The sequence below is a fragment of the Kitasatospora sp. NPDC051984 genome, assembly GCF_044593455.1.
Taxonomy (GTDB): Bacteria; Actinomycetota; Actinomycetes; order Streptomycetales; family Streptomycetaceae; genus Kitasatospora.
The window spans coordinates 1-17,538 of record NZ_JBIUCB010000049.1 but is presented as its reverse complement, the minus strand read 5'-3'; the positions used below and the strand labels follow the sequence as shown (position 1 = coordinate 17,538).

At 72.3% G+C, this 17,538-nt stretch carries 15 protein-coding genes and 1 pseudogene; 10 read left to right on the top strand and 6 right to left on the bottom strand.

The window, feature by feature from the left end:
• Positions 1–68 precede the first annotated feature (68 nt).
• Positions 69–1,055, bottom strand: coding sequence for a polyprenol phosphomannose-dependent alpha 1,6 mannosyltransferase MptB (gene mptB, locus ACIHEI_RS37025; RefSeq protein ID WP_396609924.1), 987 nt, complete (start codon positions 1,053–1,055; stop codon positions 69–71).
• Between the two features lie 371 nt (positions 1,056–1,426).
• On the opposite strand from mptB, the gene ACIHEI_RS37020 reads away from it, so the two are divergent.
• The 3 genes from ACIHEI_RS37020 to ACIHEI_RS37010 all read left to right on the top strand — a co-directional run bounded on the left by ACIHEI_RS37020 (position 1,427) and on the right by ACIHEI_RS37010 (position 3,683).
• Positions 1,427–2,311 carry a GNAT family N-acetyltransferase gene (locus ACIHEI_RS37020; protein ID WP_396609923.1) on the top strand — a complete coding sequence of 295 codons (885 nt, stop codon included), beginning with the start codon at positions 1,427–1,429 and terminating at the stop codon, positions 2,309–2,311.
• Entirely contained in the window at positions 2,308–3,327 is a 1,020-nt protein-coding gene (locus tag ACIHEI_RS37015; RefSeq protein WP_396609922.1) for a lysophospholipid acyltransferase family protein, read from the top strand. Before ACIHEI_RS37020 ends, ACIHEI_RS37015 begins: the two co-directional genes overlap by 4 nt.
• 89 nt (positions 3,328–3,416) lie before the next feature.
• On the top strand, positions 3,417–3,683 hold the full coding sequence (locus tag ACIHEI_RS37010) for a metal-sensitive transcriptional regulator (RefSeq protein WP_043911730.1): 267 nt from the start codon (positions 3,417–3,419) through the stop codon (positions 3,681–3,683).
• Between the two features lie 241 nt (positions 3,684–3,924).
• Here the strand turns inward: ACIHEI_RS37010 and ACIHEI_RS37005 are convergent, their stop codons facing one another.
• Positions 3,925–4,191: a metal-sensitive transcriptional regulator gene (locus ACIHEI_RS37005; protein WP_043911727.1), complete on the bottom strand. Its 267-nt coding sequence runs from the start codon at positions 4,189–4,191 to the stop codon at positions 3,925–3,927.
• A gap of 131 nt (positions 4,192–4,322) precedes the next feature.
• Positions 4,323–5,693 carry a rhodanese-like domain-containing protein gene (locus ACIHEI_RS37000; RefSeq protein ID WP_392943687.1) on the bottom strand — a complete coding sequence of 457 codons (1,371 nt, stop codon included), beginning with the start codon at positions 5,691–5,693 and terminating at the stop codon, positions 4,323–4,325.
• A gap of 320 nt (positions 5,694–6,013) precedes the next feature.
• On the opposite strand from ACIHEI_RS37000, the gene ACIHEI_RS36995 reads away from it, so the two are divergent.
• The 3 genes from ACIHEI_RS36995 (at position 6,014) to ACIHEI_RS36985 (ending at position 8,068) form a co-directional block, all read left to right on the top strand.
• Positions 6,014–6,391, top strand: coding sequence for a rhodanese-like domain-containing protein (locus ACIHEI_RS36995; protein ID WP_392943689.1), 378 nt, complete (start codon positions 6,014–6,016; stop codon positions 6,389–6,391).
• Positions 6,388–7,362, top strand: a complete 975-nt coding sequence (locus ACIHEI_RS36990) for a sulfite exporter TauE/SafE family protein (protein WP_396609921.1) — start codon at positions 6,388–6,390, stop codon at positions 7,360–7,362. Before ACIHEI_RS36995 ends, ACIHEI_RS36990 begins: the two co-directional genes overlap by 4 nt.
• 133 nt (positions 7,363–7,495) lie before the next feature.
• Complete coding sequence (locus ACIHEI_RS36985) at positions 7,496–8,068, top strand: rhodanese-like domain-containing protein (RefSeq protein ID WP_387633684.1); 573 nt, start codon at positions 7,496–7,498, stop codon at positions 8,066–8,068.
• A 217-nt stretch (positions 8,069–8,285) separates the two neighbouring features.
• On the opposite strand, the gene ACIHEI_RS36980 is transcribed toward ACIHEI_RS36985, so the two are convergent.
• Positions 8,286–8,522, bottom strand: coding sequence for a hypothetical protein (locus ACIHEI_RS36980; protein ID WP_363481916.1), 237 nt, complete (start codon positions 8,520–8,522; stop codon positions 8,286–8,288).
• 154 nt (positions 8,523–8,676) lie between these two features.
• Positions 8,677–9,507: a pentapeptide repeat-containing protein gene (locus ACIHEI_RS36975; protein ID WP_396609920.1), complete on the bottom strand. Its 831-nt coding sequence runs from the start codon at positions 9,505–9,507 to the stop codon at positions 8,677–8,679.
• Between the two features lie 279 nt (positions 9,508–9,786).
• Here ACIHEI_RS36975 and ACIHEI_RS36970 point away from each other — a divergent pair, with 279 nt between their 5' ends.
• The gene (locus ACIHEI_RS36970; RefSeq protein WP_396609919.1) at positions 9,787–10,209 is read left to right on the top strand and encodes an avidin/streptavidin family protein; all 423 of its coding nucleotides are present in this window, start codon (positions 9,787–9,789) and stop codon (positions 10,207–10,209) included.
• 218 nt (positions 10,210–10,427) lie between these two features.
• Here the strand turns inward: ACIHEI_RS36970 and ACIHEI_RS36965 are convergent, their stop codons facing one another.
• Positions 10,428–13,157: a TIM-barrel domain-containing protein gene (locus ACIHEI_RS36965; RefSeq protein WP_396609918.1), complete on the bottom strand. Its 2,730-nt coding sequence runs from the start codon at positions 13,155–13,157 to the stop codon at positions 10,428–10,430.
• Positions 13,158–13,576: 419 nt separating this feature from the next.
• Between ACIHEI_RS36965 and ACIHEI_RS36960 the strand changes: the two are divergent.
• From ACIHEI_RS36960 to ACIHEI_RS36950, 3 genes and pseudogenes are all read left to right on the top strand, one after another.
• A pseudogene (locus ACIHEI_RS36960) lies at positions 13,577–14,713 on the top strand (glycosyltransferase family 4 protein); the annotation flags it as partial.
• Positions 14,714–15,000: 287 nt separating this feature from the next.
• Positions 15,001–16,191, top strand: coding sequence for a glycosyltransferase (locus ACIHEI_RS36955; RefSeq protein WP_396609917.1), 1,191 nt, complete (start codon positions 15,001–15,003; stop codon positions 16,189–16,191).
• 68 nt (positions 16,192–16,259) lie between these two features.
• Entirely contained in the window at positions 16,260–17,129 is an 870-nt protein-coding gene (locus tag ACIHEI_RS36950; RefSeq protein ID WP_396609916.1) for an SGNH/GDSL hydrolase family protein, read from the top strand.
• Positions 17,130–17,538: the final 409 nt, after the last annotated feature.

The window sequence follows — 17,538 nt, the reverse complement described above, 5'->3', positions numbered from 1 at the left end:
CACGGCCGGACACCCCGATCAGCGCGGACGCATCGGCACCACACGTTCTGGTGATGACAGAAGCGACATCACGTCACATACCGTCCTCTGAGAGACCAACTGGAGTTGGTGGCCGGGGTGGTGAGGGCTGAGATCCATCCGTAACCGGTGCCCGCAACGGCGGTGAAGGCAAGCACCGTGCCGGCGGCCGCCCCCAAAGCCCGTGCGCTCGTCCACAGTTGGGCCCGCCAAGTACGGTCCGCAGCAGCGACCAGGCACACCACGGGCAGAGCGAGCGCGGCAGGGGCCTTCACCAGGGCAGCCAGGGCGACCAGGGCGGCGGCGAGCACAGCACGCCGCCGAGTGGCGGCAAGCAGACCGCCGAGCAGCAGGGCAAGCGCCGGCGCATCGTTGTGCGCACCGGCGATCAGGTGGACCAACACCAGCGGATTGAGCACCCCCAGACGCAACGCGGCGGCCGGATCGACGCCGAGCGCGCGGGCGAGCGCGGGCAGCAGGGCGGCAATCGCGGCAACGGCGAGAACAGCAGCCAGCCGCAGCACCACCGTTCCGACCCACGGGTGTTCGGCGAGCGGAGCGACGGCCCGGGCCACCAGCAGGAAGGCAGGACCGTAGGGAGCGGGAGTGTGCTGCCAAACCTGCGGTATCTGTACGGCTGTTGGCCCGCCGAGGTCGGCCGGCCCGTGCGTGTAGACGTCCAAACCGTGGGCGAGCATGGCACCTTGGGCAAGGTAACTGTAGACATCACGGCTGAACAGCGGAGGCACGAGCAGCAGCGGGGCGACCCACCAGATCAGCGTGACGTTCAACCAGCGCTCACCGGGCGGCGGTTGACCGTCAACGGGTCGCCCCATCAACAGCCAGGCGGCGACAAGAACGGCGAGCCCCGCGAAGACCAGCACGGTACCCGCACCGCCAGAAGCACGCAGCGCAGGGCCGGTGTCAGCGGCGGACCGAGCGCCTGCGCTGAGGGCCCCGACGGCCAGAGCGAGCGAACCCAGGAGCCCGAGCCACCGGTACCGGCTCGGGTAGGCGTTCACGCCCGTGTTCGGCATGCCGGGAAGGCTGACAGAGCGGTGTGGCGACCGGACGACCGGCCCGCGTCCGGCGGATGACCACGGGGCGTCCGGAGAGAGCCGGCCACGCACCGACCCACCCCATCCCCGGCCCGCCCCGCCACCGCCCCGCCGCACCCCAAATCGGTGAACTCCGTTCGCCGAACCGGCCATTCAGCATGTGCACATCTGATCTCCGTCGGACGTCCACCTGAGGGCCAGTCGGGTCGGGGAGACATACCCATGCCGCTTCTGACCGGCGCCGCCCGACCGGCGGACCGGCGGACCGGCAGCGGGCGTCGTGTCGTCGCGTGTCGTCCCGTGCTGTTCGCCGCCACCGTATCGCGCCCCGAGACCCCGGAGAGTCAGCCATGGCCACCACCTCCGCCCGCCCTGCCCAGTCACCCTCGACCAACACCCACGCCGTGGCGGGCCAACAGCCGTCGTACCAACTGGTATTCGCCCGGACCGCGGAGGACGTGCGCGCCGCGCAGCGGCTGCGGTACCAGGTGTTCGCGCAGGAGATGGGGGCGGTGCTGGAGTCGCCGCTGCCGGGCCTGGACGCGGACCCGTTCGACGAGTTCTGCGACCACCTGCTGGTGCGCGAGCAGTCGAGCGGCGAGGTGGTCGGCACGTACCGACTGCTGCGTCCCGAACAGGCGCGCCACGCGGGCAGGTTGTACTCGGACACCGAGTTCGACCTGGGCCGGCTCGGCGGTCTGCGGGACGGCCTGGTGGAGGTCGGCCGGTCCTGCATCGCCGAGGCGCACCGCGGCAACGGCGCGGTCATCAACCTGATGTGGGGCGGCATCGCCCGCTACATGACGGCCACCGGCAACGCGTGGCTGGCTGGCTGCTGCTCGGTCCCGCTGTCCGACGGTGGCACCGCCGCCGCCGGAGTGTGGGACGCGGTGTCCGCCAAGTACCTTGCGCCGCAGGAGTATCGAGTCACCCCCCTGCGTCCGTGGTCGGCAGACGGGGTGGCCCGGCAGGGGCGGACCCCGATCCCGGCACTGCTGCGCGGCTACCTGCGCCTCGGCGCGTGGGTGTGCGGCGAGCCCGCGTTCGACCCCGACTTCAACGTGGCGGACCTGTACGTCCTGCTGTCGCTGGAGCGCACCGACCCGCGCTACCTCCGGCACTTCCTGTCCGCAGCGGCGGACCTGCCGATCTCAACCATCACCAGCGACACCAGCAAAGCCGACAACTCCCGCAGTACGAACGCCACTTCGGCCAGAACGGCGACCGCGGCATGAGCGCCTGGCTGCCGACCGCGCCATGCACGCCCGGCGCCTGTGTGACGGTCTCCGAACCGCGCGCAGGGGTCGCGCACCGAGTGCTGCGACTGGCCGGCTGCGTGACGATCCTGCTCGCGGGTGTCGTGGCAACGCCCGCGGTGCGGGCACTGCGGTGGCTGCCGACCGAGCGCCTGGTGCGCTGCTGGGCGCGGCTGCTGCTGGCCTCGCTGGGGGTGCGAGTGCGGCCAATCGGCGTTCCGGGCAAGCAGGTTGGTGGTTCGCTGGTGGTGTCGAACCACATCTCGTGGCTGGACATTCCGCTGGTCGCTGCCGTCCGTCCGGGCCGGATGCTGGCCAAGACCGAGGTCGGCCGCTGGCCAGTGCTCGGCCCGCTGACTTCCTGGGGCGGCACCATCTTCATCGACCGGGAGCGGCTGCGCGCACTGCCCGGCACGGTCGACGAGATCGCGACTGCGCTGCGCCGCGGCGAGCGGGTGGTGGTCTTCCCGGAGGGAAGTACCTGGTGCGGGCGCGTCGGCGGACGGTTCCGCCCGGCCCTGTTCGAGGCGGCGGTGCGCGCCGACGTCCCCGTCCAACCACTGGTGCTGCGTTACCGCACGGCGGCGGGTCCGAGTACCGCGCCGGCCTTCGTCGGTGAGGACGGGCTGCTGTCTTCGTTGTGGCGGGTGGTTTCGGTACGCGGCCTGGCCGCCGAGGTCGAGTTCCTGCCGCAGCTGCCGCCCGCGCTGTTCCCCGGCCGGCGCCAACTGGCCACCGCCGCCCAGCGGGTGGTGGACCAGCGGCGCCACCCCGATGTCCCTGACTGCGCGGCCTACACCGCCCCGACCACCGCGGCCTACACCGTCCCGCCCACCGCGGCCTACACCGTCCCGCCCACCGCGGCCCACCCATCAGAGCGGCCCGCCCACCCATCAGAGCGGCCGGCCCACCCGTCCGCCCACCCGTCCGAGCAGCCGGTCCTCGTACCCAACCGCGAGGACGTTCTGCGGCCCCGAGCGGGCGCCGCACACTGACCGACCAGCCCGCCCACGACCACGGCGGCAGGTACGACCGTACGGCTCCCGTATGATCGGGCGAGTTCAGAGAAGGCGAGGAGTGCTCGATGCAGGTGGACGAGGAGGCCGTCGGCGCGGTGCTGAACCGGCTGCGCCGAGCCCAGGGCCAACTGACCGGCGTGATCGCGATGATCGAGGCCGGCCGCGACTGCAAGGACGTGGTGACCCAACTCGCCGCAGTCTCGCGCGCCCTCGACCGGGCCGGCTTCAAAATTCTCGCCAGCGGCATGCGTCAATGCCTCGCCTCCGCCGACGAGAACACGCCGCCGATGACCGAGGCCGAGCTGGAGAAGCTCTTCCTCACCCTGGCATAGCCGACACCGCAAAACCGGTCGAGATCCGAACCAGTTCAGACCGATCCGAACCGATTCGAACCAAACCGAACCGATCCGATCGAATCCGGGCAGCCCCGCCCCGCACACGCACGAAACCCCAGGCGCGACCACGGCGCACCCGGGGTTCGTTCACAAGCGGCGTGCCCCGGCCAAAGGCTCCGAAAGCACCGAAGGCACCAAAGGCACCGAAAGCACCGGCACCAGAAGCGCAGGACGCCGCTCAGGCGAGGGTGAGGAAGAGCTTCTCGAGTTCCGCCTCGCTCATGGGGGCGCCGCCTTCCTCGGCCTCGGCCATGCACTGGCGCATGCCGCTGGCGACGATCTTGAAGCCGGCCCGGTCGAGCGCGCGGGAGACGGCGGCGAGCTGGGTGACGACGTCCTTGCAGTCGCGGCCGGCTTCGATCATGGCGATGACGCCGGCCAGTTGGCCCTGGGCGCGGCGCAGCCGGTTCAGTACGGCGCCGACGGCCGCCTCGTCCACCTGCATCGGGTCTCCTCCTCGTGCTGGGCCTTCCCCGGCGGGTGCCGGGTGGGGCCGGTAATACCCCCGCCGGTATCAACCGGGACGGTGGGCGGGGCATTCCCGCCCACCGGTCGGGGTGGTGCGGTGGTTGGCGGTCAGACTGCGGACTCCCATGCGCCGTAGCCGCCGAGCAGGTCGGAGGTCTGCGGGTGGCCGTGGTGGCGCAGCAGGCTGGCCGCGATGGACGAGCGGTGGCCGCCGGCGCAGTGCACGACGACGGCGCGGTCCTGCGGGATCTCGGCCAGGCGCTTGGGGAGTTCGGCCAGCGGGAGGTGCATCGAGCCGGGGATCAGTCCGCCGTCGCGCTCCGCGCCGCCTCGCACGTCGAGGACCAGCGGCGGCTCGCTGCCCGCGAGTTCGGTGCGCAGGTCGGCGACGGTGCGGCGGGCGGCCTGGCGCATCTGCTCGGGCACGGAGCGGAACGTGGTCTCGGGGTCGGCGAGGTGGCCGGCGACGCGGTCGAAGCCGATCCGGGCGAGGCGGGTGACGGTCTCCTGTTCGCGGCCTTCGGGGGCGACCACCAGCAGCGTCCAGGCGGGGTCGAGGACGGTGCCGGACTGTTCGGCGAAGCGCCCGTCGGCGGGGACGTTGATGGCGCCGGCCAGGTGTCCGGCGGCGAAGTCGAGCGGGTCGCGGGCGTCGACGACGACGGCGCCCTCGGCGCGACGGGCGAGGAAGGTCTCGGCGTCCAGCGGGGTGTCGAGCGCGGCGGCATCGAGCAGGTCGCGCTCGCGCCGGTTGAGGTCGGCGTCGTAGCCGAAGTAGCCGGGGGCGGCGGGCTGGCCGGCGGTGACGATGGCCACGAACTCGTCCTCGGTCATCGGCGCGCACGCGTAGTTGGTGGCGCGCTGCTGTCCGATGGTGGACTGGAGCTCGGTGGACAGGTTCTTGCCGCAGGCGGAGCCGGCGCCGTGCGCGGGGTAGACCCGGACGTCGTCGGGCAGCGCCATCAGCTTGCGCTGGACGCTGTCGTACAGCATCCGTCCGAGCTCGTCGGCGGTGACGCCGGCGGAGGCCAGCAGGTCGGGGCGGCCGACGTCGCCGATGAACAGGGCGTCGCCGGTGAGCACGCCGTACGGGACGGTGTCGTCGGCGTTCTCGCGGACCAGGACGCTGATCGACTCGGGGGTGTGGCCGGGCGTCTCGAGGATCTCCAGTTCCACGGTGCCGAGGCTGATCCGCTCGCCGTCGGCGAGCTTGCGGATCGGGTACTCGGTCTCGGCACGCTGCCCGTAGCCGATCCAGGCGCCGGTGCGGTCGGCGAGTTCGAGGTGGCCGGAGAGGAAGTCGGCGTGGAAGTGGGTGTTGATGACGCCCTCGACCGTGAAGCCGCGCGCTTCGGCCTCCGCCAGGTACTCGTCCACGTCCCGGCGCGGGTCGATCACCACGGCGCGGCCGGTGGTCTCGTCCGCGATCAGGTACGAGGCCTGGGAGAGGCACTCGAGGTAGTACTGGGCGAAGAACACGGATGTCCTCATCTCTGCGTCGGCCGGTCTCGGCTGGAGGGTGGAGGTGCGGGCGCGATACGGGTGCGGAGCCGCGGGCGGGTACGGGTGCGGGGCCGATATGCCCGACACCCGAGCCCGCCGATACCCCCATGGGTATTATTGCAGGCAGTTCTCGACTGTAGCGGATCCCGAGCGATACGGGTGGGGGTATATGCTCGATCCCAACGATATACCCCCTCCGGTATCTTCCTCGGGACGGCCGAGCGCCGCGAAGTACCGCCGGAGGACCCCGCACCACTCCCGCACGTCCCACCCTCATCACCGCCCAGGAGGACCCCGTGGCCCTGTTCCACCAGCCGCCCGCTCCCGCGCAGATCGACGCCGCCGAGGCGCACCGCCTGGCCGCCGCCGGCGAGGCACTGCTGCTCGACGTCCGCGAGCCCGCGGAGTACGCCGAGGTGCACGCCCCGGGTTCGGTCCTCGTCCCGCTCGGCAGCCTGGACAGCCCCGGCGCCCTCGACGGGCACCTCGTACCGGGCGCCGACGGACCGCTTGTGCTGGCGCTGTGCCGCTCCGGGAACCGTTCGCAGGTGGCCACCGACCTGCTGAACGCGCGCGGCGTGCGGACGGTCAACGTGGTGGGCGGAATGCGCGCCTGGCTGCAGGCGGGGCTTCCGTCGCACCAGGGCGAGTGTTCCTGCGGCACCGCGATATGACCGCCGTCATCCTCGCTCTGATCGCCGGCGCGGTGGTCGGGCTGGCCCTCGGTGGACTCGGCGGCGGCGGCAGCATGCTGGCCGTCCCCGCGCTGATCTACCTGCTCGGACTGACTCCCGGCACCGCGACCACCGCCAGCCTGCTGATCGTCGCCGTGACCTCCCTCACCGGACTGGTCGCGCACGCCAAGGCCGGACGCGTCCGCTGGCGCAGCGGCCTGCTGTTCGGTGCCGCCGGACTCCCGTTCGCGGCACTCGGCGGCGCCCTCTCCCGTCATCTGCCCGGCTCGGCGCTGACCGCCGCGTTTTCCCTGCTCGCCGCACTGGCCGCCTGGCGGATGCTGTCCGCCGGACGCGCGCCGCGCAGCCGCCGGGTCGCGGGGCACGCGTCGATTCCGGAACCGACCCGGGCGCCGGAACCGACCCGGGCGCCGGAACCGGCCCGGGTGCTCGACGGCGGGACGGGCGTGTCGCAGGCGACGGCCGACGGCGCGCCCGGGACGTTGCGGGTCGCGGACCCGCACACGGAAAACGCTTTCCCGTTGCCTTCCGAGCACGACGACCACACCGATCAGCCCGACACCGCCGCCACCTCACCCGTTCCCGCGTCCGCGCGGCGGTCCGCGCTGGCGGGGGCGGGGTTGGGTGCGGCGACCGGCGTGCTGGGAGTCGGCGGCGGGTTCCTCGCCGTGCCCGCGCTGGTGTCGTTCCTGGCGTTCTCGATGGCCGACGCGATCGGCACCAGCCTGCTGGTGATCACGCTCAACTCGCTGTCCGCACTGCTGCCCCGCCTCGGCGGTGCCGCCGACATCCCGTGGGCCGTGGTCGGCCCGTTCGCGGCCGCTGCGATCCTCGGCGCGTGGGACGGCAAGCGGCTGGCGTCCAAGCTGTCCGGCCGCACCCTGCAGCGCATCTTCGCCGGCGCCCTGCTCGCGGTCGCCGCCCTGATGCTGGTGGACGCCGTGCTCTGACCGCCGGGCCCACAGCCCCGCGCCAGGCACCGCGCCACCTCCACCGCGCAGCCCCACCTGCGCTTTCGGTCCACTCCCCCGCCCGGCGGCAACCGCATGCCGGGTCACTCCTGCCCGAAAGGCCCCACTACCTATGACCACGCCCCTGACCGTCGACCAGCTCCAGCCCCGGCTTCAGCAGCTGACCGTCATCGACGTGCGGTCGCCCGGCGAGTTCGCCGGCGGCCACATTCCCGGCGCCCACAACGTGCCGCTGGACCAGCTGTCGCAGGCGCTGCCCGCCCTGCGCGCCGCCGCCGCCCGCGGCGAGCTGGCGATCACCTGCGCCTCGGGCGCCCGGGCCGTCAACGCGTGCGAGCAGCTGTCCGCCGCCGGGATCACGACGCTGCTGGTCTCCGGCGGGACCGCCGCCTGGGCGGCCGGCGGCCACCAGCTGAACAAGGTGCCGGGCGAGAAGGTCCGCTGGGGCCTGGACCGCCAGGTCCGGATGGTGGCGGGCTCGCTGGTGCTGGCCGGCGTCGTGGTCGACCTGGCTGTACCGGGCGCGCGCTGGGTGTCGGCCGCGGTCGGTTTCGGTCTGGCGTTCTCGGCGGCCACCAACACCTGCGCGATGGGCTCGATGCTGAGCAAGCTGCCGTACAACCGTCCGCGCAACTCCGGTGCCGCGTTCGAGGCGACGCTCAGCGCCCTGCACGGCGGCAAGTGACGCCTGAAGCCACCTCCGTCGAAGCGCCCCGCGTCCGATCCGGACGCCAGGCCGAGCGGCGGTGAGTGAACTCGGCCCTCGGTGCCACCCGTTGTCTGAACGGGTGGAACCGAGGGCCTACGTGTGTCATCGGTCGTTGACGGCTGAACCCCAACTCACGGGCGGCGCCGGCCACTCAGCGCCCGGTGGTCACTTTCCAACGGTCCGTGCCCGGCGGTCAGTGCCCGGTCGGGGTGCAGGACCCGGCGGGTGCGGTGGGCGCCGCGGGTGCCGCCGGTGTTGCGGGTGCTGCGGTGTCGTGGTGTCCGGCCAGCCAGAATCCGATCAGCAGGCCGACGATGCCAACGACCTTGTGGCGGTTGCGTTTCCACCACGAGGGCGAACCGGCGGCCATGAACCGTAGGTTGGTGAACTCCGGATGTGCAGTGGGCGGGGCGTCTTTGAACAGTCCCATCGCGGATGATCCTCCTCTCGCGTCGGGGAGTTCATGACCATACGCGCGCACCGCACCGGCCGCAGTCCATTAATCCCGTTTCCGGGGTCCCCGCGCGCCCCTCGCGCCCCCTCCGACGCGCCACGCCCACCCACCTACCGGGCGAACCGGCGCGTCACCAGTGAGCAGGCCGGACCAGTCCGGAGCCGATGCTGGTGGTGGAGTCGCCCTTGGCGGCGGCCAGTTGGGACTGCGTCAGGAACAGCGCCCCGGTCAGGTCCGCGCCGCGCAGGTCGGCGTCGCGCAGGTCGGCCCCGATCAGGTCGGCACTGCGCAGGTCCGCACCGGACAGGTCGGCGGCGATCAGGTAGGCACCCCGCAGGTTCGCGCCACGCAGGTCGGCACCCTTGAGCCTGGCTCCGATCAGGTCCGCGCCGCGGTGGTTGCGCTTCTTGCCGGGCAGCGCGTTGCGGGTCAACTCGCTGGCCCGCAGCAGGAGTTCGCTGGTCTCGGCGCGGATCGCGGGGACGTCGGCGGCGATCAGGGCGGCGGCGTCCCGGCGGGTCAGCTCGTCGATGGCATCACTCGCGCGGCGCAGTTCGGCGTGCACCGGGCGGGCCTTGGGGAGCTCCAGCGCCTCGGTCAAGTACCAGAGCAGTTCGTGGAGTTGCCGCATCACCGGGAAGGCGTCGAACATCTGTCGGGCGGTGTCCTGGTCTTCGCGCCAGCTGCGGCCTTCGAAGGTGTGCTGGGAGATCTTCTGGCCGGCGCCGAGGCAGTCGAAGACGGTGCAGCCCTGGTAGCCGCGGTCGCGCAGCTTGACGTGGATTCCGCAGCGGTAGTCGGCGTCGAGGTTGCGACAGGGGGTGCCGGCGTTCTTATTGGCCGCGAAGTCGGCGGACTTGGCGAAGGGCAGGGCGACGCAGCACAGCCCGAAGCAGGAGGAGCAGTCGGCGAGCAGGTCGAGGCGACGGCCGGTCTGGGTGGGGTGCTGCTGATCGGTCACGGTGCGGGGTCTCCTGCGAGGCGGGGCGGGGCGGGCGGCGGGCTCGGATCGTTCCGTCCGGACACCATTCTCCCCGGTCGCGGGGGTGCACCCGCCCCCGGGGGCATCCGGGCCCCGGGGCGGCAGGTTCTGAGCGGCCCCGGGATGTCCGCAGCTCGGGTCATCCGTCGTGGGACGTCCGCGCGTCGCCGTTGCCCGGGCGGCCGGGGGCGGCACAGTGGTGGCTGCCGTGTCCGGGCCGGACACGGTGCGGCCGGGGGCGACGACGGGAGGAGCAGCGTGGGCATCACCGGCGACTGGTACAGCGAACTGGGTTCGCACATGCGGTTGGTGGAGGGTCCGGAGGGTTCACTGACCGGCACCTACGTCTCGGCGACGGGCCTGGCGAGCGGAGCGTATCCGCTGGTGGGACGCCTGGTGGCACCGGCGCAGCCCGGGCACGGAACGGCGGTGGGCTGGGCGGTGGCGTGGCACAACGAGCTGGGCGACGCGGGTTCGGTGACGACCTGGAGCGGCCAGTACCAGCGGAACGGGGCGGAGTGGATCTCGGCCGCCTGGCTGCTGACGCGTTCCGCGGAGGCTCCGGACGAGTGGGAGTCGACGGTGGTCGGGCACGATCTCTTCACCCGCCAGGAGCCCGACCCGGCCCGACTGGACGAGGTCCGCCGGCTTGCGCGCCCGCTGCCGCATCCGAAGCCCTGAGCACCGTCGCCCTGAGTACCGTCGCCCTGAGCGTCGTCGTCCTCAGCACCGCCGCCCTGAGCACCGCCGCCCTGAGCGTCGTCGTCCTCAGCGCCGTCGCCCTGAGCGTCGTCGTCCTCAGCACCGCCGCCCTGAGCACCCCGCGCAGAACGCCCTCGTGCCCGCCCCTTCCCGCGTGGCGGGTCGGGGCAGGCACGAGGCGGGCGGCGAACTCTCGGCTACGGCACGGGCGTTCCGGTGGCGGTGATCTCTGCGACGCTGGTCCACGGGCCCCGGTTGCCGGCTTCGCTCAGGGCTCGTAGACGTACGTAACGCCCGCTCTTCGCAGTGAAGTTGACGGGTTTCGCGGCCGAGGTGTCGGCGAACGTCCCGGCCGCGACGGGGGCGCCCCAACTGCTGGTGCTGTCGGAGACATAGATCTCGTAGTTGCCGATCCGGCCGTTGACGCCGCCGTCCTGGCGGGGCAGGTAGGTCAGGCTGTCGACGCTGTAGCGGGCGCCCAGGTCGATTTGGATCTCGTGCGGCAGCGGGGTGGCGGTGGTGGACCACTGGGTGTGCCAGAGGGTGCCGCTGTTGCCGTCGATGGCGTTGGTCGCGGCGCCGTTCTCCGCGGCGGTCTCCTGGCTGTCGGTGGAGACGACCTTCCAATTCGCCTGCGGGATGGGCCCGCTGGCGGTGACGGGGGCACCGGTGGGCAGCGTGAGGCCGGTCGCGGTGACGCTGAAGGCGCTGGTGACGGCGTGGTTGCCGGCCTTGATCCAGAGCGTGCCGGAACGGTCGGCGGCGTCGAAGTACCAACCGGTGCTTGCGGCGTCGTACGCGGCCTTGCTGCTCAGCCGGGCCAGCGTGGACGCCCCCGCCGTGACGCCGTTCGGTGCGCTTGCCGCGTGCACGGTGAACTCGTAGTCGCGGGCGGCGAGTTGACCGGTGTAGCTGCCGTTCGCGGCGGCGACGGCCAGCGTGACGTCACCCGAACCTCCGCTGGGCGCAGTGACGTTGACCTGCTGGCGGGAGTAGGAGCCGCTCTGGTAGGCGCGGGTGGTGCCGTCGTCCTCGTAGAGGCTGAAGGAGGAGTTCCCGCGCGGGTAGATGTCGTAGGTCAGGGTGGAGGCGGGCTTCTCGCCCGTGTAGTTCATCTGCGGCCACATCGGCACGATGGCACCGGACTTGACGAACAGCGGCAGGGTGTCGAGCGGTGCGCTGTAGCCGTTGAGCCAGCCCGGGCCGGTGTAGGTCTTTCCGGTCCAGTAGTCGGTCCAGTTGCCCGCGGGCAGGTAGATTCCGTCGCGCACGGAGGTGTCGCTGACCACGGGGGCGACCAGGAACGAATCACCCGCCATGAACTGACTGCTCGTCAGATTCCCTCGTGCGACCGGATCTTCCGGGTATTCGAGCACCATGGCGCGGGTGGCGGGCACGCCGGTGTCGGTGGCGCTCCGGCTCATGGTGTACATGTACGGCATCAGCCGCATCTTCAGCTGCAGGTACTTGCGGTTGATCGACAGGTACGGGTCGGCGAACCGCCAGGGCTGCTTGTCGTTGTAGCCGGTGGACGGGTTGCTCGCGCCCCAGCCGGACATGGTCATGAAGGCGGGGGTGAAGGCTTTCCACTGGAGGTCTCGGACGTAGGTCTTCGGGCTGCCGTCGTAGATGCCGTCGACGTCCCCGGAGGCGTAGTTGAGGCCGGACAGGCCCGCTCCCGCGATGGACGGGACGTGCCAGCGCATGGCGTCCCAGGTGCCGTGGGTGTCGCCGGTCCACACGACGGCGTTGCGCTGGGTGCCGGCCCAGCCGTCCACGGTCCAGACGAAGCGGCGGCCGTCGGAGTTGTTCTCGATGCCGGCCACGGCCTGGTTGACGCCGGTGAACGCGGTCTTGTAGCCGCCGCCGATCCATGCCACGTCGGTCTTGACGGCGCGCGAACCGGCCGTTCCCACTTCCCAGTTGATGTTGCTCAGGCCGGTGGAGGTCCACAGGCCGGTGTGGAAGCCGCGGTCGTTCAGGCCGGCGGTTGCGGTGGGCAGGTCGGTGTAGCCGCAGCCGTAGCCGTCATTGGGCAGGAACCAGCCGGAGGGCATGTCGGCTGCGCGGGCGTCGGTGGCGTAGCCGACCACGTCGGGCGTGGTCTGGTGGCGCAGCCGGTTGTGGTCGCCCGTGTAGGCGGGGTTGGAGGCGTTGAAGCAGTCGGCGTTGCCGAGTTCGAGTCCCCAGATGGGGGCGAGGAAGGGTTTGCCGGTGACGTCGGTGTAGGCGTTCAGCACGTCCTTCAGTGAGTTCCCGGCGAAGTACCAGGCATCGAACCGGCTTTCGTTGTGGGTGAGTTGGGCGGGTGTGCCGAAGTTGTAGCTGCCGGGGGCCCAGGTGTTGCGCATCACGCCGTAGCCGTTGGTGGACATGTAGAACGGGGCGGGGCTGGCGTTGCTGTTCTCGGTCCACTGGTTGGAGACGGCGACCGGAACGGTCTTGTCGCGCAGCGCCCACTCCCCCAGGTGCAGGCCGGTGCCGTAGAACTGCTCGTCCGCACCGCGGTTCAGGTACTGGGTGGTCTGGCTGGCGGTCCAACTGGTGGGCTGGGATTCGGCCCAGAGCAGTGTGCTGTTGTCGGCGCGGTAGAGCGCGAAGGTGAGCGGGGACTTGTTGATCCGCAGGGTGATCGCGCTGGTGTCGATGTGCCAGTAGGTTCCGGCGTCGGCGAGGGTGGCGCCGACGCTGCCGAAGGAGGTGGTGACGGCGAGGTCGCTGCCGGCCGGGTCGTCGGTGAACTTGCCGTTCGGCGAGAGCCAGATCCGGAAGATGTCGGCGCGGGCCAGCTGGATCCGGGCGGCGGCTTTGCCGGAGGTGGTGACGGTGAACGTGTCGCCTGAGCGGGTGACGCCTGTGGCGTTGCCGGCGGTGGTGGCGCGTGCGGCGGCGGCCGGGCCGACGACGGCGAACAGTGTCGCCAGCATCAGCAGCACGAGCGTGGCCGCTGTGTACCGACGGCTCGGGCTACCCGGCCTTGGCAGTGGGGTTCGCATGCTGGTTCCTCCTTTACGGGCGGGGGGCGGAGGGTGGGAAGTGCGTCGCCGGGCCGAACCGGATGAGGGGGTGGGGGTGCGCCAAGTCGCTTGTGGGGCCGTTCGGTTGAGGGGTGGGGCCGATCCAGCGAGTTGAGCGGTACATATCGCAGCAGCAACCCGACATGACGTCAAGTGTTCGTTCAAGCCGCGTTCTGCGCAGCTTCGCGCACAGTGCGCAGAGCATTTGCGCGAAACGCACGACGGGCCGGCAGCCGCGCCACCTGGGTGTGCGAAAATGGCGGCAGACGTTCGCCTGCGGGAAAGATCCCTTTGTCCGGGCGCACGCCCTGTTTGGCCACAACGTTGGCATGCGAGTCGCCATCGTCACCGAGTCCTTCCCGCCCGAGGTCAACGGCGTGGCCCACAGCGTGCTGCGGGCCGCCGAACACCTCGTCCGGCGGGGTCACCAGCCACTGGTGATCACGCCCGCGCCGGCCCGCGGCGCGCACTGCCCGCCGCAGTCCTTCGGCCCGGACCGGGAACCGCTGCCGGTGGTGCGCATTCCGTCCGTTCCGCTGCCCCGCTACCCGCAGGTACGCATCGCGCTGCCCAGCCGCCGCCTGGCCGCCGCGCTGGCCGCCCACCGGCCGGACGTGGTGCACCTCGCCAGTCCGTTCGTGCTCGGTGCGCGGGCCGCCCGGATCACCGAGCGCCTCGACCTGCCGACGGTGGCCGTCTACCAGACCGACCTGGCAGGGTACGCGCAGGCGTACCGGATGGGACGGGGGCTGGGCTCGGCGCTCGCCTGGGCACGGATCCGATCCGTGCACCGGTCCGCCGCGCGCAATCTCGCCCCGTCCACCCCCGCCGCCCAGGACCTGACCGCGCACGGCGTGCGCAACGTCCGGATCTGGGCGCGCGGCGTCGACTCCGCGCGCTTTCACCCCGACCACCGGGACGAGGCCCTGCACCGCTCGCTCGCCCCCGGCGGCGAGGTACTGGTCGGCTACGTCGGGCGGCTCGCCCCGGAGAAGCGGGTCGACCTGCTCGCCGAGGCCTCCCGGCTGCCCGGGGTGCGGGTCGTGGTGATCGGCGACGGACCGAGCGCCCCCGCATTGAAGGCCGCGATGCCCGGCGCGGTGTTCCTCGGCCGCCGCACCGGCGCCGAACTCGCCCGTTGCTTCGCCACGTTGGACGTGTTCGTGCACACCGGCCCGCTCGAGACCTTCTGCCAGACCATCCAGGAAGCGATGGCCAGTGGCATCCCCGTGGTCGCGCCGGCCGTCGGCGGCCCGCTCGACCTGGTCGGCCACCACCGCACCGGCCTGCTGGTCGCCCCGCGCGACCCCGGGGCCGTCGCCCGCGCCGTCGCCACCCTCGCCGCCGCCCCCGACGTCCGCACCCGCTACGGCGCGGCCGGCCGCACCGACGTCACCGACCGCACCTGGGAGGCTGTCGGCGACCAGCTCATCCAGCACTACGAGGACGTCCTCACCGAGCACCGCACCCGCCCTGCGGGCACACCTCCCCGCACCAACGGGAAAACGCTTTCCGGCACGGCCGGGCCAACTGCCACCCCGAACGACGGGCTGTCGGTCCCCGTTCAGGCCCACACCAACGGGAAAGCGCTTTCCCTGACCTCCGCCGACGCCGACGCCGACGCCGACACACCGGCCACCGTCCCACCGCCAGCGACACCTCCGCAGCCCTCCCCTTCCACCCCCGCCGACGTGCAGCCCGGCTCCGACCTCACCGCTCGCACGGCCGGTCAGTTGGTCGAGGAGCAGCCGGCGTGAACAGCGAACTGCGTATCGTCCGGGTAGCGAACTTCGTCACGCCGGTGTCCGGCGGCCTGCGGACGGCGCTCCGGCACCTCGGTGCGGGCTACCTGGCGGCGGGCCACCAGCCGGTGCTGGTCGTCCCGGGGCCGCGCCGCAGCGACGAGTGGACCGAGCAGGGCCGGGTGATCACGCTGCCCGGGCCCCGGGTGCCGGGCAGCGGCGGCTACCGGGTGCTCCGGGACCGTCGTCAACTCGCGGCCGTCCTCGAGGAGTTGGCGCCGGACAGACTGGAGGTCTCGGACCGCACCACGCTGCGCTGGACGGGCGCCTGGGCCGGGGCGCACGGAGTGCGGTCGATGATGGTCTCGCACGAGAGCGCCACGGGCGTCCTCGGCACCTGGGGCCTGCCCCGGCCCGCGGCACGCGGCCTCGCGGACCGGCTCAACTCCCGCACCGCGCAGGCCTTCGACACGGTGCTGTGCACGACGGCGTGGGCGGCCGAGGAGTTCGAGCGGATCAGCGCGGACAACCTCGCCCAGGCACCGCTGGGTGTCGACCTGACGACCATGCACCCCGCCCGCCACGACCCGGCGCTGCGGGCGCGACTGGCCGATCCGCACCAGGTGCTGCTGGTGATGTGTTCGCGGCTGTCGGGCGAGAAGCGTCCGGAACGGGCGCTTCAGGCACTGGCGGAGCTGCGCCGCCACCACCGCATCCCGGCGGTGCTGGCCGTCGCCGGGACGGGCCCGCTGCGCCGCCGTCTGGAGCGGCAGGCCACCGAACTACGGCTGCCCGTGACGTTCCTCGGCCACCTGGCCGAACGCACCGACTTAGCAGCCCTGTTGGCGACCGCCGACGCCGCGATCGCGCCGGGCCCGGTGGAGACCTTCGGCCTGGCCGCACTCGAGACGCTGGCCTGCGGCACCCCCGTCGCGGTGAGCCGTTCCTCCGCACTGCCCCGGGTGGTCGGCCGGGCCGGCCTCGCGGCCGCCGACACCGGCCCCGGATTCGCCGACGCCATAAGGGAGTTGCTGGACCGCCCCGAGGCCGAACGCCGGGCCGCCGCCCGCGCCCGGGCCGAACGGTTCAGCTGGGACGCCGCCGTCACCGCCTTCCTCGCCGCCCACCACGCCACCGTCCCCGCACCCGCCGCCCACCACGCCACCGTCCCCGCACCCGCCGCCCACCACCTCGCACCGTAGTGCGCAGACCCCAACTGCCCACTCCCCCACCGCATCCCAGACCCACCCAACCCCACTGGAGGGACGTGATGACGGTTCGGTTCGCTGCGCTCGGCGACTCCCTCACCGAGGGCGTCGGCGACCCCGTCCCCGGCGGCTGGCGAGGCTGGGCGGCACTGCTCGCGCCCAGCCTCTCGCCAGGCCCCGTGGACTTCCGCAACCTCGCCAACAGCGGCGCCCTCAGCCGCGACCTGCTGGTCTCCCAACTACCCACCGCACTCGCCCTGAGCCCGCAGTACGCGGCAGTGCTGGTGGGCGGCAACGACACCCTGCGAGCCTCCTTCGACCTCGACCTGACGGCACGTCAATTCGGCGCTGTACTCTCCTCGCTGGCGTCATTCGGCACCGTCCCGCTCACCGCCTGCCTGCCCGACCCGGGCCGACTGCTGGGACTTCCCGCACCGCTCGCCCGCCCACTGGCGCGCCGGATGCGCGGCGTCAACGCGGTGATCCACGCACTGTCCGAGCACCACCACGCGGTGCACCTGCACCTCGCGGACCTGCCCTGGACGGAACGGCGCAGCCTGCTGAGCGTGGACCGGCTCCACCCCAGCGCCGCCGGGCACCAGTTGATCGCCCGCGGCTTCCACACCCTGCTCGCCGAATCCGGCCACCCGGTCGGCCCGCCACCCGCCGAGCTGCCGACCCCCGCCCCCGTCCCCGGCGCCGACCTGTGGTGGATGGCCACCCGTGGCACCCGTTGGCTGGCGGCCCGCTCCACCGACCTGCTCCCCGGCCTGCTCGCCCTCGCCGCGATCGAGGCCCGCCATCTCCTCCGCGGCTCGTCCCGTCGCCTCGACCACGCGGAGGCCCGAACCACCGCCGCCATCATCGCCCGCCTCACCACGCCCGGCCCCCAGCCGGCCCCGCCCACCGCGAAGACCCCAACGCCCCGCTAGCGCAACGCACTTGCCGGGGCCACCGGCGCGCCACGCCCCCGGAGCGGGCACCCCGGTCACCGCGCGACCGGCAAGGTTGGTCGTTCAGTGCCGCATGTCGCGCTCCGTGCCTCGTTCGACACCTTTCGAACTCGCGAGTGAGGCGCGGATCTTGTCCAGCCAGCGTTGACAGAACTCAGAGGACGGTAAGTAACGTGATGTCCGTTTCGAGCTTTCGTCTGGGGTAGGCGGGCCGGCCTCGGACCGGTCAGCCTTCTATGGCCGTGGCTGGGTGAACAGGCCCGGCTCGGGTTCGACCAGGATTCCGCGTCCGACCAGCCGCTTGAGTTTCAGTCGGACGTTGTTGACGGTGTTGGGCGCGATCTCCAGGTCGATCGCCTCGCACACGGCCCGTGCCCTCAGCGGGGTG